At 64.4% G+C, this 13,993-nt stretch carries 17 protein-coding genes; 5 read left to right on the top strand and 12 right to left on the bottom strand.

The features are described from left to right. Positions 1 to 40: 40 nt before the first annotated feature. The 6 genes from AYJ54_RS12870 to AYJ54_RS12845 form a co-directional block, all read right to left on the bottom strand. Positions 41 to 685, bottom strand: a complete 645-nt coding sequence (locus tag AYJ54_RS12870) for a UPF0149 family protein (protein ID WP_063697013.1) — start codon at positions 683 to 685, stop codon at positions 41 to 43. Further along, on the bottom strand, positions 682 to 2,232 hold the full coding sequence (gene tnpC / locus AYJ54_RS12865) for an IS66 family transposase (protein ID WP_063697015.1): 1,551 nt from the start codon (positions 2,230 to 2,232) through the stop codon (positions 682 to 684). Before tnpC ends, AYJ54_RS12870 begins: the two co-directional genes overlap by 4 nt. A gap of 50 nt (positions 2,233 to 2,282) precedes the next feature. Beyond that, a complete protein-coding gene (gene tnpB, locus AYJ54_RS12860) occupies positions 2,283 to 2,639 on the bottom strand; it encodes an IS66 family insertion sequence element accessory protein TnpB (RefSeq protein WP_063697016.1) in 357 nt (118 codons plus the stop codon). Then, complete coding sequence (gene tnpA / locus AYJ54_RS53475) at positions 2,636 to 3,058, bottom strand: IS66-like element accessory protein TnpA (protein ID WP_063697018.1); 423 nt, start codon at positions 3,056 to 3,058, stop codon at positions 2,636 to 2,638. The genes tnpB and tnpA overlap by 4 nt, the downstream gene beginning before the upstream one ends. Positions 3,059 to 3,244: 186 nt before the next feature. Further along, on the bottom strand, positions 3,245 to 4,672 hold the full coding sequence (locus AYJ54_RS12850; protein WP_063699262.1) for a caspase family protein: 1,428 nt from the start codon (positions 4,670 to 4,672) through the stop codon (positions 3,245 to 3,247). A 203-nt stretch (positions 4,673 to 4,875) separates the two neighbouring features. Continuing rightward, positions 4,876 to 5,748 carry a DMT family transporter gene (locus AYJ54_RS12845; protein WP_063699261.1) on the bottom strand — a complete coding sequence of 291 codons (873 nt, stop codon included), beginning with the start codon at positions 5,746 to 5,748 and terminating at the stop codon, positions 4,876 to 4,878. 152 nt (positions 5,749 to 5,900) lie between these two features. On the opposite strand from AYJ54_RS12845, the gene AYJ54_RS12840 reads away from it, so the two are divergent. Continuing rightward, a complete protein-coding gene (locus AYJ54_RS12840; protein WP_063699260.1) occupies positions 5,901 to 6,299 on the top strand; it encodes a RidA family protein in 399 nt (132 codons plus the stop codon). A 51-nt stretch (positions 6,300 to 6,350) separates the two neighbouring features. Here the strand turns inward: AYJ54_RS12840 and AYJ54_RS12835 are convergent, their stop codons facing one another. From AYJ54_RS12835 to AYJ54_RS12825, 3 genes are all read right to left on the bottom strand, one after another. Continuing rightward, a complete protein-coding gene (locus tag AYJ54_RS12835) occupies positions 6,351 to 6,902 on the bottom strand; it encodes a hypothetical protein (RefSeq protein ID WP_063699259.1) in 552 nt (183 codons plus the stop codon). Continuing rightward, positions 6,847 to 7,197, bottom strand: coding sequence for a hypothetical protein (locus AYJ54_RS12830; protein ID WP_063699258.1), 351 nt, complete (start codon positions 7,195 to 7,197; stop codon positions 6,847 to 6,849). The genes AYJ54_RS12835 and AYJ54_RS12830 overlap by 56 nt, the downstream gene beginning before the upstream one ends. Positions 7,198 to 7,370: 173 nt before the next feature. Further along, positions 7,371 to 7,958, bottom strand: coding sequence for a formyltransferase family protein (locus AYJ54_RS12825; RefSeq protein WP_063699257.1), 588 nt, complete (start codon positions 7,956 to 7,958; stop codon positions 7,371 to 7,373). A gap of 213 nt (positions 7,959 to 8,171) precedes the next feature. Between AYJ54_RS12825 and AYJ54_RS53470 the strand changes: the two genes are divergently transcribed. The 3 genes from AYJ54_RS53470 (at position 8,172) to AYJ54_RS12810 (ending at position 9,431) form a co-directional block, all read left to right on the top strand. Continuing rightward, on the top strand, positions 8,172 to 8,306 hold the full coding sequence (locus tag AYJ54_RS53470) for a hypothetical protein (protein WP_283808655.1): 135 nt from the start codon (positions 8,172 to 8,174) through the stop codon (positions 8,304 to 8,306). Positions 8,307 to 8,697: 391 nt separating this feature from the next. After that, on the top strand, positions 8,698 to 8,913 hold the full coding sequence (locus AYJ54_RS12815; protein ID WP_063699255.1) for a hypothetical protein: 216 nt from the start codon (positions 8,698 to 8,700) through the stop codon (positions 8,911 to 8,913). Positions 8,914 to 9,029: 116 nt separating this feature from the next. Then, positions 9,030 to 9,431, top strand: coding sequence for a hypothetical protein (locus AYJ54_RS12810; protein ID WP_063699254.1), 402 nt, complete (start codon positions 9,030 to 9,032; stop codon positions 9,429 to 9,431). A 26-nt stretch (positions 9,432 to 9,457) separates the two neighbouring features. Here the strand turns inward: AYJ54_RS12810 and AYJ54_RS12805 are convergent, their stop codons facing one another. Next, entirely contained in the window at positions 9,458 to 9,760 is a 303-nt protein-coding gene (locus AYJ54_RS12805; protein WP_063699281.1) for a hypothetical protein, read from the bottom strand. Between the two features lie 208 nt (positions 9,761 to 9,968). On the opposite strand from AYJ54_RS12805, the gene AYJ54_RS12800 reads away from it, so the two are divergent. Beyond that, positions 9,969 to 10,187, top strand: coding sequence for a hypothetical protein (locus AYJ54_RS12800; RefSeq protein ID WP_063699280.1), 219 nt, complete (start codon positions 9,969 to 9,971; stop codon positions 10,185 to 10,187). A gap of 7 nt (positions 10,188 to 10,194) precedes the next feature. Here the strand turns inward: AYJ54_RS12800 and AYJ54_RS12795 are convergent, their stop codons facing one another. Beyond that, complete coding sequence (locus AYJ54_RS12795) at positions 10,195 to 12,237, bottom strand: acetoacetate--CoA ligase (RefSeq protein ID WP_063699253.1); 2,043 nt, start codon at positions 12,235 to 12,237, stop codon at positions 10,195 to 10,197. Positions 12,238 to 12,783: 546 nt separating this feature from the next. Next, positions 12,784 to 13,968 (bottom strand): adenylate cyclase, encoded by a 1,185-nt coding sequence (locus AYJ54_RS54305; protein ID WP_488226331.1) that lies wholly within the window; start codon positions 13,966 to 13,968, stop codon positions 12,784 to 12,786. Positions 13,969 to 13,993: the final 25 nt, after the last annotated feature.

Genomic DNA, 13,993 nt, shown 5'->3' with positions numbered 1-13,993 from the left:
GTAAGCGGTACGAGAGGGCCACGGACTTGGCGCGGACGGCCTACGCGCCACGCTTGAAGCGTATAGGCATCCAGAACTGCCGCAGGGCCTCGACGGCTGCTGGAATGTCGCGCCAGGCGTTTTGGACGATGGGCGGCGTTCCCAGCTTGTGCCGGGCCGGGGGCAGCAAGGGCCGACCGGCGTCATCGATGTAGTGGACCAGGATCGGTCGCAGCATAAGGTGTTCGGTTCCGTTCGGGGAGAGAAGCCGCGACCAGACGAGAAGCCGAAGCTTCATGACGGCGTAGAAGCCCATGCACCAGGGCTGCGGGTCGACTTCGCCGTCCTGCGATCGCACGAACAGTGGCTCGAAGCTCTCCGGTCTCGTCGACAGTGTCTCGCTGATCGCGTTGTGGCGCATCAGCGTGGCGGCGATCGCCGAGAACTCCTCGGTGTCGTGATTGAAGGCATCGGGATCGACGCCGAGGAGCGGGCACACCCATTCCTCCGAGGCCATCGAGACCGGCCCGGCGACGACAGCGGCCACTGCGCCGTCGAGCATGGAGAGCGACGTCGCCCGCGGATGCCGAAGCGTCGGCGACCTGGCGCGCTCGCTCATCCATTGTCCGAGCCGTTCGAACGACATGGCATAGTCCGCCATCGTCGTCTTGGCCGGTTTTCCTCGCCGTCGCTTCGGCTTCGTCATGCCACAGCCCGCTTGTCGGCTTCGCGTGCGGCCTTCCAGTTCCAGGCCAGAAGTTCGTGAAGCTGGTTGACCTTCGTGGCGCCACTCACTATCCGCTCGAGAACGTCGACGAGATAGGCCTCGGGGTCGAGGCCATTCAATTTGGCCGTGTTAAGAAGCGAAGAGAGTACCGCCCATGTCTCGCCCCCGCCCTCGTCACCACTGAACAACGAGTTCTTTTTCCCGATCGCAATTGGCCTGATCGATCGCTCGACGGTGTTGCTGTCTGGCTCGAGCCGCCCGTCATCCAGGAACGCCGTCAGGCCCTGCCAGCGTTCGAGCATGTAATCGATCGCCTTGATGAGCGTCGAGCGGCAGGAGATTCCGTCTTTCACCGCGACCAGACGGGCCTTCAACGCCTCCATCATCGGCTTCGTCTCGGCCTGTCGCGCCGCGCGGCGTTCTCCGGCGTCGAGACCGCGGATCCTCTCCTCGATCGCGTAGACGGCTGCGATGCGCTCGATGACCTCCGCGGCGAAGGGTGAGTTCGTCGTCTTGTGCACCCTCACGAAGTTGCGGCGCGCGTGAACGAGACAATACGCCAGCTGGATCTTGCCCGACATCTTCGCATCGCCCACCAGCGAGGCGTAGGCGGCATAGCCGTCGACTTGCAGCACGCCTTCGAAGCCGGCCAACTGCGCCACGATCTCCTTCTTGCCGCGACCGCCCGCGAACACATAGGCGACCGCAGGCGGTGCCGGACCCTTCCACGCCCGATCGTCCGTCGCATGCGCCCAGAACTGGCAGGTCCTCGTGCGGCCGCGTCCCGGGTCGAGCACCGGCATCGGCGTCTCATCGCAGAACAACCGCTCGAAGCCGTGCATGGTCTTCAGTTGCAGATCGTAGAGGCCCCTGACCAGCCACGCCGCGCTCCCCATCCAGCGCGCCAGCGTCTGACGGTCGACGACGACACCCTGGCCCGCCAGGATCTGCGTCTGGCGGTAGAGCGTCGATTGCCAGGCATATTTGGCCGCGGCGATATGCGCGATCAGCGCCGTCGTCACCATGCCGCCCTCGACGAGCCGCGCCGGTGCCGGGGCCTGGACGATCGGGCCCTCACAGGCGCGGCAGGCATATTTGGGACGGATCGTGCGGAGCACACGCAGCCACGCGGGAACCCGATCGAGCGCTTCGCTGCTCTCCTCGCCGATCCGATGCATCTGACCCGTGCAGCACGGGCAGAGCGTGGACGCCGGCTCGATCACCCGCTCGACCCGGGGCAGATGCGCCGGTAGCGCGCCGATGTTGCGCCTCGCTTTGCGCCGCTTCGGTCTCGACGCGTCCGGTTCGTCATCGTTGGCCGGAGGCTGCGCGCCGGCGGTCCGTTCCAGATCGAACGCGATCTGTTCGGCACAGACGATCGCCGAGCGCTCCGATCGCGAGCCGAAGATCAGGCTCTTCAACGTGGCGATCTCTGCGCGCAGATCGTCGTTCTCGCCTTCGAAAGCCAGCACCATCTCGGCGAGAGCCGCAGGGTCAGAGGGGAGATCTTCAGGGCGAAGCGCCATATCGCAGAGCTACACGAACACACCCGGACTCGCCAGCAAAACAAGACGATTCAGGCGACTTTCGTCGGCCGCTTCGTCACCTTCGGGACCACACGCGACCACTCCGCAAGACCTTCGATCAGCATCGCCAGTTGCGCCCCCGTCACCAGCATCGTACCCTCGCGAACAGGTGGCCAGGCGAAGCTCCCATTCTCGAGCCACTTCGTCGCTAGAACTATTCCAGAGCCGTCAAAAACGAGAAGCTTCAAACGATCCGATCGCTTCGATCGGAAGACGTAAACGTCGCCGCTGTAGGGTTTGCCGCCCAATCCCTCCGCCACCAGCGCGACCAGGCCATGAACGCCTTTGCGAAAGTCAATCGGCTGCGTCGCGACGAACACACGGATCATTGGACCGAACGTGATCATCGCATCGATCTCACCGCCGCCAGCACGCGCTCCAGCGTCGCGGCGTCGACGCCGACGGGCACGCGCACCGTCGCGCCCGCGATCATCACCTCGATCCGCTCGGCCGGACCCGCCAGAACGTGTGGCTTATCGATCACGTTCGGCCGCGCCTCGACGGCGTCATCGAGCCTGACCTGCACGAACTGCGGCCCTTCGCTCGACGCAAGCCGCGCATTGCGCCGCCACACACTGAGCAGTCCCCGGTTGACCCCGTTGCGCCGCGCCACCTCGGAAATGCTCGTCTCCGGATCGGCGCTCTCGGCCACGATCCGCGCCTTCTCTGCATCGCTCCAACTGCGCCGTCGCGTCTCCCCCGTGATCACTTCGATCCGCTGATAGGAGGCGGCGTCATGCCTGTCTTGATGTCTGTCTTGATGCATGGAGTCAGTGTCCCTCGCGCTGTCGAATCTAGGCGCGAGTCTCGCTCATGCCGTCCACCTAAACGAGGTGGGGTCGTCGTACCGCTATCCTTCGAGACGCTTGCTTCGCAAGCTCATCAGGATGAGGGTGGCCAAAGAAAAAAGCCCGGCGCGAGCCGGGCTTTTGCGTTTTGAAACTGCGTACGCTCAGCGGCGGAACATGCCGCCCATCATGCCGCCGACGACGCCGCCAACGAAGGCCGCGCCGGCATCGCTGGGGCCGCTGCTGCGGTGGGGGGCCGGCGCGCTGCTGGGTGCGGGGGCGCTGGCGCGCCGGGCCGGCTTCGCATTGTCGTCGCTCGCGGTCGGCGTGGCAGCCACGATCTCGGAGAGCAGGGCCTTGTGCTGGAGCTTGTTGAGGTAGCCGGACGACGGATAGCCGCGTGCTGCCTGCCAGCGCTTGAGCACGGAGCGGGTCTCCTCGTTGAACACGCCTGTGACCTTGGTGTCGAAGCCGAGCCCGGTCAGACGGCGCTGCACGTCGCGGCGCTGGCCCTTGTCGAGGCCAATCTGGTCCTCGGTGAGCTGGGTGGCCTCATCTGTAAAGGTTGCCGGATCGACACCCGCATTCAGGTTGCGGGTCGTCGTCGACGGTCCGCTCTTGATTGCCGCGAGCCGCGCCAGCGCCAGCGCCTTGAACTGGCCGTTCGGATACGCCGTGAGGTAGGCATTAAGCTCTCCCGGCTTGTTGGACTCCTTCACGGAGCGCCAGTACTCGAGTTCGACACCGTCCGAGCTGCCTCCTGTCGCAGCCGCCGGCACGTTCCCGGCCGCAGTCGGCGCCGCATTGGCAACCTGGGTCGTCGGGGCCTGGTTGAGGTAGACGGCGCCGATCAGGTTGGTGTGACCCCAGGGAAGCTGGCCCTTGTGGGTCTCTTCGTTGACCTGGGCGCGCACCGAGGTCATCGCCTGCTGGATCTCGACGCCGGGCTTGGTGATGTTGTCGATCAGCGCCCGTGTGAACGGGCTGTTGTTGCCTTCCTGACCGTCGAGCGCGGTCTGGCCCGGACCAGTGGCGAACGCGATCAGCGTGCCTTCACCCGACTTCATCTCAGCGAGACCGCTCTGCACGTTGACGCTGCGGGTCGCCGAGTTCGACTTGATCTTGGCGGCAAACGGATTGTCGCGGCAGGCGTCGAGGAAGACGAGCTTGACCTTGGCATCACCCATCGTCTGTTCGAGCGTCAGGTCGATGTTGATGGCGGCGCCGAGCTTGACGTCCATCTCCGACTTGATGTCGGCATCAACCGGCAGGAGATAGTTGCTGCCACTGACGGCGATGCCGTGGCCGGCGTAGTAGAACACGGCAATGTCAGCGCCCTGCGCCTTGCGGCCGAAGTCCAGGAGCTTTTCCGTCATCTGGTCGCGGGTGAGATTGGATCCTTCGATCACCTCGAAGCCGACATTGCGCAGCGTCGATGCCATTGCCGTGGCGTCGATCGGCGGGTTCGGCAATTGCGCGACGTTCTTGTAGGTGCCGTTACCGACCACGAAGGCGACGCGGCGGTCGGCCTTCGCTGCGCTGACCGACAACGCCATGCACATCAGCGAAACGAGGAGGGTGAGATAGCGCATCTGAAATCCCCAACAGAATCGAATTGCAGGCAGCAACAAATTGGCAGCGAACCTACACGAAACGCCCGACTTCGCGCCACCAAAACGGCGGCTCGTCCAACCCGTTGCTGTACGGCCGAGTGTGCACGACGGAATGCCCCTCCAGCGTGATCCAAATCACGCTCGACCACTTTGTTTGGTCGCCCCAGCGTGCCTGTGGTTCATTAGGCGCGGGCGGGAATCGGCGCAGTCGGCCTTAAATTCAGGAGATTGCCAAACAGGATCAGCGCCGCCCCGAGCACGGTCCAGGCGTCGAGGCGCTCTGAATACAGGAGCCAGCCGGCGGTCGCGGTCAGGGGAACCCGCAAGAAATCCATCGGCACGACGATGGTCGCGTCCGCATAGCGCATCGCGCTGGCGAGGCAGTAGTGTGAAAATGTGCCGCAGACGGCGATGACCAACATCCAGGCCCAGACATAGGCGGACGGCCAGCTCCAGACGAACAGCGTCGGAACGAAGCCTGCGACCGATTGCACCACCAGCATCCAGAACAGGATCGACAGGGCGCTTTCGGTGCGGGTCAGCGATTTGACCAGTGCCATCGAGATGCCAAAGCCCATGGCGGCGCCGAGCGCGATGAGCTGGCCCTGATTGATCTCCCCGGTCGCGGGCCTGACGATGACGACCACGCCGATGAGCCCGAGCACGATGGCAGCGCTCTTCCACGGCGTCATGCGCTCGGAGAGGAAGCTCGCCGCGAGGATCGCCGTCCAGATCGGCATGGTGAACTCGATCGCCACCACCTGACCGATCGGAATCAGCGTCAGCGCGAAGAACCAGCCAAGCTGGGCGACGTAGTGCACCAGATTGCGCCCGATGTGCTGCGGAAGCCGCTTGGTCCGGAGCACCTTGAAGCCGCCGGCGTGGTAGATGATCGGGGAGAGCAGGACGAAGCCGAGCAGCGAACGCACTTCCATGATCTGGAAGACGTTCAGCTCGCGCGTGGTCTCACGGCCGGCGACCGCCATGACCAGCATCAGGGACAGCCAGCCGGCCATCCACAGCGCAGCCATCGTTTTGGACGGTGTGGTGTTCATCGGCGCAAGGGGAGGGAAGCGAGAATCCCGAAGGGAGGGCCGGTATCGGCGACATCAACGGCGTTTGCAACGGTCAAATCTGCGGATGCAGCGATGCATGAAGGCGTGCTAAGGCTGTCCCGAACAACAAGAAAATCGGGAGAAATTCGCTCATGCGTATCTTGCAGCCGGCCGAATGGTCGAAACCGCGCGGCTTTTCCCATGGCGTGGTGGTGGAGGGGCCGGGCCGATGGGTGGTGCTCGCCGGCCAGACCGGCGGCGATGAGACCGGCAATTATGCGCCGGACCTGGCGGCTCAGGTCGCGACCGCGCTGAAGCGGATCATCAAGCTTCTGGCGGAAGCCGGCGCCGGCCCGCAGCATATCGTCCGCCTGACCTGGTATCTGACCAGTCGCAGCGATTACGAGGCCGCGGGCGCCGGCATCGGCGCGGCCTGGAAGGAAACGCTCGGGCGCAATTTCCCGCCATCGACGTTGCTTTACATCGGTGGGCTGGTGGATGACCGCGCCAAGGTCGAGATCGAGGTGACGGCGTTCGTTCCGAATGCCTGAACGCAAAACGGTCCGGCGCGCCCGGACCGTTTGTCGCGTCATTGTACTGGCTTAGCGCGACATCGTGATGTTGGCGCCGCGGAACTGGCTGTCCGCCCGCATCGTGACAGTCTGCTTGTTGCCGCTGGTTCTCAGCGCGATGTTGGCGCTGAAACCAGCGCCGGCGGTCGAGGCAACCACCTCGAAGTTGCCACCGCCGCCGCGGCCCTGCAGGGCGCCGCTGATGTTGCGGCTGGCCTCGCTCCAGCTGCCCGTGATGGCATTGCCCTCGGCACGGACATTGGCGGCGAGGTTGAACTTGTAGGCGTCACTGGCGCAGGTCAGTGACATCTCCATGGTGGGGCCGATCGGCGCGTATTTGGCCCGGCAGCGGATGCGCTCGGAGGATCCGTCGTCGAGCGTAACGATGCCGCTACCGCTCCAGGTGCCCGCCATTGGGGCGAACGGGCCGGCCTGGGCGTGGCTTTCAGAATTGGCGACCGACACCACAAACAAAACGGCGGCCGCCATCAGCAGCCGCCGGCTTCGGGCGCGAGCCTCAGTTGGTTTATTGGCGCGATGCTTCCCAGCGCCCGCTGCACGGTATGCCTGCTGATGCTCCATTCCACTTCCCCGATCCGGCGTTGCCGTTGAGTTGACCGTTGGCATATGCACCATTGATCGAAACCCGCACAAGACCCTCCCGGCCGATGGTGCCGGAAACGTTAGCGCCCGGCGCCGTGATCTTGCCGTCGGAGACGGTCAGCATGGAACTCGCGGTGGGCTCGCAGGAACCGGTCTTGGTCACGATGGTAACCTGCCAGTTGCCGTCATAGGGGTTCTGGGCGAACGCGGGAACGGCGAGGGCGCTGGTGAAAACTGGGGCGGCGCAGATCACCGCAATGCGAGCAAAACGCATGAAATTCCGTCCTTGAATATGTCTGAGATACTGTCTCTTATTCGGACGAAATGTGACAGAAATTTGGTGCAATGCCAAAGCGAAAATTGTTCCTGTGGAAACAATGGTTTATTTGCGATTCCGGCTCCAATTTTCGAAGCAAAATCAATGCAGCCTCACGTTAAGGGTAAACTTCAGGAGAGACTCGGCGCCGAGGTGGCAAACTGTTCGTCCTGAGGCTTGGCCGGCAGCGCCTTGTGAACCGTGGCGTAGTCGATCACGTCGGCCAGCAGCTTGAGGCCGAGCGGGGCGAGCGCGCGCTCCCACAGCTCCCGTGCGGTCTCGCCCTTTTTGACGAAGCACCAGTCCTGCGCGGCGATGGCGCCGGCGTCCATGCGCTCGGCGAGGTGGTAGATCGTGCCGCCGGCGATCGGGTCGCCTTCTTTGATGGTCCATTCGACCGCGGCCTTGCCGCGATGGCGGGGCAGTAGCGACGGGTGATAGCCGATCCCGCCGAGCTTGGCGGCGGCGAGCGCGTCCTGACCGACCCGGGCATGGCTGTGCGCCGTGATGATCAGATCGGTCTCCGGAGCGATCTCGGAAGCCACCACCAGCTTCGGATTGGCCTGCACCACCACGTCGATGCCGGCGGCCTTGGCTGCCGATGCCAGGCGATCCGCGCCGTCGGCCACCACGATCCGCACCACAGGCACGCCGTGCTCCCGGAGCATGTTCAGGGTGGTCACGCCGAAGTGGCGGGAGCCGACGAGGGTAATGCGCATGTGTTTTTTGATCCGTCTCGCAACTGCGTCATCCCCCGATAACACGTCAGGCCGTTCTGTCACCACCCGCGGGGCGTTTGCACCGGTTATCAACAATGCGCATGGCCGGGCATATCGAACCGGCGCCCTGTCGCCGCGTCCAACCCCTGTCCAATGCGGGGGAATGCCCTGTCGAGATGGTCAAAACTGATGCTGATGAGCGGAATCACATCGGTGCTTCTGATTCATGAAATCACAAGTGCGACGGAGGCGCCGAGCCAGGCGCTTGCCATCCTGCAATATGCGCTGCTGGCATGTGCGCTGATCGGGCTGGTCGGCTCGGTCGTGATGTATGTGCGGGAGCGATGATGCCGTAACTGCGCGACGTCGCGTGCTGGTGCTCCCGCGAGCGCGTACGCTTCCGACCGTGGCCGCGCGGCCACGGTCGCCCGGCGGGGCGCGGAAGTGGCGGTTCCTGTGTTTCATTCTGAACAGAACGAGCCGCCCGTCCCGCTAAGCCCGATCGAACCGGGGCTCGCGACGATTTCATCCCGCATCCGTTTTCGAACCCGGCTTGGCCGCTGGCCTGGTCGCCAGCGGCTTCTTCGTGCCGCGCGCCACCGGATCATCGAACGGTAACACGTTCTCAACCAGCTTCGCGTATCGACGAATCCGTCGCGGATTTGTATTGCGTACCGCGACACCGAAAATGTCCCGCCGGCGCCAATGCCGCGCGGGCTTTTCTGCCGGGACCAATTGGATGCCGAGCGCAATTGAGCAGATCGTCGACACCTATGTCCGGCTGAAGAACCGCCGCGGACTGGACCAGCTGATGATGCACAGGCAGCGGCTCGCGGTCGATCTCAAGAGCAGGTCCGGCTACGATTTCAGCCTGCCGATCGGCCAGATCGATGCCGAGATCGCGATTATCGAGGCAGGCATCAGCCGCCTGAAGGCGGATTCCGCCGCGGCGTGAGCGCTCATGCCGCGATTTCAGTTCATGCCCGGTTCAGCCCCACCATGCGTCAATCTGCGGGTGCTTTCGTGAGATACCGTTCTGCTACGGTCAATCGGGCATTTGGAGGAGACGTCATGATCGAGATCGCGCTGGCCGGCCTAATCGCGTCAGCAGGACTTTCGCCGTCGGCGGCGCGGCCGGAGCCTATGGTCCAGCAGGTTCAGATCCGCGGTTGCGGCGACGGCTATGACTACAATTACTCCGATGGTCGCTGTTATCCGAACGGCCAGCATGCGCCCGGCGTCTACGACAACCGCGGCGGTTACGGCGACCCTTCGCGCCGCGGCTGCGGCGACGGCTACGACTACAATTACTCCGACGGCCGCTGCTATCCGAATAGCTATCACGCGCCCGGCGTCTACGACAGCGGACCGCCCCGTCGCCGCCGTGGCTGCGGTGACGGCTATGACTACAATTACTCCGATGGTCGCTGCTATCCGAACGGCTATCACGCACCGGGCCTCTACGCGCGCTAGCAATGGATAGGCAGCAGGCGGACGCGTCAGTCCCGCTTGCCGCCGTCGATGACCGTGAACAGCGGCCGCGCCGGGGTCGGCTCGACCAGCAATTCCTCGACCAGCGCGGTTGCCGCGTCGACGTATTTGCGCGTCGGCCTGTCGAGCGGACGCTTGGCCTCGTCGTCGAGTGCGACCTTGGCGGCCTCCACCAGCTTGCGCATCCGCGCCGCATGATCGTCGCCGGCCGTCAGCGTCGCGCGCGCCAGCGAGCGCAGCACGAACAGCTCGCCCTCGAGGCGGAGCAGGCGATCGTTCAGCCTGGTCAGGACGGCGTTGAGGTCGGGCATCGCGAGCATTCGGCAGCGGAGGTCCATCCTGATCTAGCGGCGATGGGTGAACGGACTCCAAATGCCAATGGCGCAATTCGGCCGATCTTTGCGGACGGCCGGCGTGCGCGATGCCGCCGATGTGACCGATCGTGACCTTGCGGCGCGTGGGCGCGGCAAGGTTCCCGCACCACATCCTTGCACGGGTGGTCGTCTGGAGCACTTTTCGATGCGGTCTGTCCTCGCCCTGGCCCTCTTGATCTCAGCATGCACCGTAGCCGTCGCGGCACCGGCGCATCACGCGCGTCCGCGGCATCATGTCGTGGTTCGTCCCGCGCCCGCCGGGGACCCAGCCGTGCCACCGGGCTGGTACAAGTTCCCCGGCTATCCGCCGATCCCGCCGTCGGAGAACAGGAATCTCGATCCCTCCAACTACGGCAGCGGCTGACCGCCGCTTATGCCGTGGTCCGCGCGAGATAGTCGCGCGCGAACGCGACATACCAGTCGAGGCAGGCGGGATTGGCCATCGCCTCCTTGTTGATGACCTTCTCCACGGGATGGCCGAGCAAGAGCTTCTTGATCGGCAGCTCCTGCTTCTTGCCGGAGAGCGTGCGCGGGATCTCGGCGACGGCGAAGATCTCGTTCGGCAAAAATCTGCGCGACAGGCCGGCCTCGATCGCCTTGTTGATCTTCGCCTGCGTCGCGCCATCGAATGCGACGCCCTCGCGCAACACGACGAACAGCGGCATGTAGCTCTCGCGGCCGAGATATTCGAGGTCGACGACAAGGGAATCGAGCACTTCGGGCAGCGCCTCGATCGCGGAATAGAGCTCGCTCGTGCCCATGCGCAGGCCGTGCCGGTTGATGGTCGCGTCGCTCCGGCCATAGATCACGCAGGAACCGTCGGGATTGACCTTGAGCCAGTCGCCGTGCCGCCACACCGGCCCGCGTCCGCTGCCGTCGAAATTGTCGGGATAGGTCTCGAAATAGCTGGAGCGATAGCGCACGTCTCCCCTGTCGTTCCAGAAATAGAGCGGCATCGACGGCATCGGCTCGGTGCAGACGAGCTCGCCGACCTCGTCGATGACGGCGCGACCCTGTTCGCTGAAGGCTTCCACCGAGGCACCAAGCAAACGGCACTGCATCGCGCCCGGCGTCTGCGGCAGCTCGCGGTTGCCGCCGATGAAGGCGCCGGCGAAATCGGTGCCGCCGGAAATGTTCGCCCACCAGATGTCGGCCTGCGCGCCGCTGCCGTTGAGCTTCGACAGCGCCGCGAAGCGCGCGTTGAACCAGGCTTGTGTGTCGGCGCTGAGCGGCGAGCCGGTCGAGCCGAGGCAGCGCAGATGGGAAAGGTCACCCGCGGCGGTGAGGTCGATCTCGGCCTTGGCGCAGCTTGCGAAGAACGCCGCGCCCGCGCCGAAGAAAGTCGATTTCGATTGGGCGACGAAGCGCCACAGCGTGGTCCAGTCCGGCTTGTCCTTGAGGCCGGCCGGGCTGCCGTCGAAGATGCAGCAGGTGGTGCCGCCGAGCAGGCCGCCGACCTGGCTATTCCACATGATCCAGCCGGTCGAGCTGTACCAATGGTAGCGCTCGCCGAACGAATTCTCGTGGTAGGAGCAGCCGATGTCGTTGTGTAGCCCCAACAGCGCCAACACCACGATGATGATGCCGCCATGGCCGTGCACGATCGGCTTTGGCAGTCCCGTGGTGCCGCTGGAATAGACGACCCAGAGCGGATGATCGAACGGCAGCCAGACCGGCTCGAACGCGTCGATCGCTGCACCCGTCCTTGCGAGAATGGCCGAGAGCTGGCCGTCGGGCGCCGCGGCTTGCTCGCCGTGCAGGATGACGTGCTCGACCGCGGGCAGGGAGCGGCGGAGCTCGTCGACGACGTCGCGGCGGTTGTGCCGCCGGCCGGCATAGGTGACGGCGTCGCAGGCGATCAGCACTTTTGGCTCGATCTGCTTGAAGCGGTCGATTACGGCGGGCGCCGCCATGTCGGGCGCGCAGACGCTCCAGACTGCACCGATGCTGGCAGTCGCGAGAAACGCGATGATGGTCTCGGGGATGTTCGGCAGGTAGGCCGCGACGCGGTCGCCGGGCTTGATGCCCCGGTCCTTCAGATGCAGCGCGAGCGCGGCGGCCTTGCGCCGCATCTCCGGCCAGCTTGTCTCCGTGAGCCTGCCGTCTTCGCCGCTGCTGACGATTGCGGGCAGGCCGGCGGCATCGGCCACCTCAACATGCCGGAATACCTGCCGGGCATAGTTGACCTGTGCGCCGGGAAACCAGATCGCGCCGGGCATCTTGCGCTCGGTGATCACTGCCGAAAACGGCGTCGGCGATTGCAGATCGTAGTAGTCCCAGATGCTGCGCCAGAAGCCGTCGAGATCGCGCACCGACCATTGCCGCATCTCCTCATAGCCAGCGAAGGAGAGGCCGCGCTGCTCGGCGAGCCAGCGGCGGTAGAGGGCGATCTGGGGAACGAAAGCTGCTGTCATTGCGTGTCGAACTCGATTGCGGAGCAGGGGAGTCTAGCCGGGGCCTAAGCAGAGGAGAAGCGGCGTCTTGCGTTTCGAATGGCAGATGCGACGTCACGATCTCGCGGCATGTCTTGCCCGAGTCTTGCGTCATGTCGTTGCCCTTGTCGAGACGAGGGCGCAGGAGAGGCCGGGCGCCGGCGGCACCCGCGGTCCGTGCTGCGCGAAGACGCCGTCAGCGACGTGTCGTTCGCGCGAAGATTTGCTCACGGTCAAGCCGCCCTGCAATGCCGGTTCGCGCCCGACGCTGTCGCGTCCACCGCACCCCGACCCGCGGTTCGTGACGATCGCGATCCGCTCCTTGTGACGGGCCAGGGTGCTCCGTTGATGCGACAAATCAGAATTTCGGTAAAGCGGAATATCTTCGCCGCAGGGGCTTGACAATCGGGTCAAGGGATCTTGCAAGGAAGGTGTTTTGCCCGACGGGAAATTTTGAGAGGTCCACTTCGCGCCAACGGCAGAAGTTCTGCGAGATCGATCTTTCCCGCCTTGCCGCTTGCTCGCCATTCACTTCGGGCGAAGTCCCGCTTTGCGCAGGCCTTCGGCAATGCGAGCTCGCTGTACCAGGCAGGTCTGATTATCCGTCGGCGAACTGGCGTGGAATTGGGCGATGCTGAAATCCGAGGCCAGGATGAGCCCGGCCTGCAAATAAGCCCGTGCTTCCTCGATCTGAGCGAGATGAGCCAACGCGGCAGCGAGATAGAAATGGACGAACGGGGCAATGTTCCGGTTGGTCTCGATCGATCGCTTGAACCAATGAACGGCAGCCTCATCGGCCCCGAGATATGATTGCGCGACGCCTGCCGTATTCATCCAGGAAGAGGCCTTGTTATCGCGGGGAGAGAGCCGGAATGCTTCCATGATGTGGGCTTCAGTCTCCTCGGCTCGACCCAGATTGCACTTGCCTAGTCCGATCCATGCATGGGCGGTGGCCAGATTCCGATCCAGCGCCAACGCCCGCTCACATTCGGCAATGCCCTGGGTGGCGCGTTTTGTGAAAATCTGGACGACGCCCACCAGGCAATGCGCCCTCGCGTGATTTGGCGTGTGGGCGAGAATCCTGGCCAAGGACGCTTCGACCACCCCAAGAGGCGCCGTCCGGTCGATCAGCATGGAGGTAGCCCGCATAATATCGACGTTGGCCATGCCCACCATGGCTTCGACGTTCGCGGCGTCCAGGCGGAGCGCTTGTTCGAAGAACGGGCGCGCCTGCGACAGGCTTGCGGGATCCGTTCCGCGATTCAGATATGCCATGCCCTGGAAATACAGGTCCGTCGAATCCGGATGCGGCGCCCGCGCCGCGCGCCGTGCCTCCACCGTGACCAGCTCGGTTCCCAGTTGATTGGCAAGACGGGCACCGATCTCGTCCTGCATGTCGAAAAGGTCGGCGACCTGTTTGTCGAAACGTTCGCCCCACAGATGGTTACCGGTCTCGGCATCGATCAGCTGGACGTTGATGCGCATCCGGCTTCCAGCCCGCTGCACCGAGCCTTCGAGCACGTAGCGAACGCCGAGCTCGCGGCCGACCTGCTTCAGGTCGACATGCTTTCCCTTGTAGGTGAAGGCAGTGTTGCGGCCGATCACGAAGATACCGGCCATCCGCGACAGATCCGTGGTCAGGCTCTCCGTCACGCCGTCAACGAAATAATCCTGCGCGGGATCGGGGCTCAGATTGGCGAAGGGCAGAACCACGAGCGACGGCTTGCCTGCGGCGGGG

Origin of the sequence: Bradyrhizobium centrolobii (assembly GCF_001641635.1) — a bacterium.
In the GTDB taxonomy this organism is placed as follows: domain Bacteria; phylum Pseudomonadota; class Alphaproteobacteria; order Rhizobiales; family Xanthobacteraceae; genus Bradyrhizobium; species Bradyrhizobium centrolobii.
This window is presented reverse-complemented; position numbering and strand designations above follow the sequence as displayed.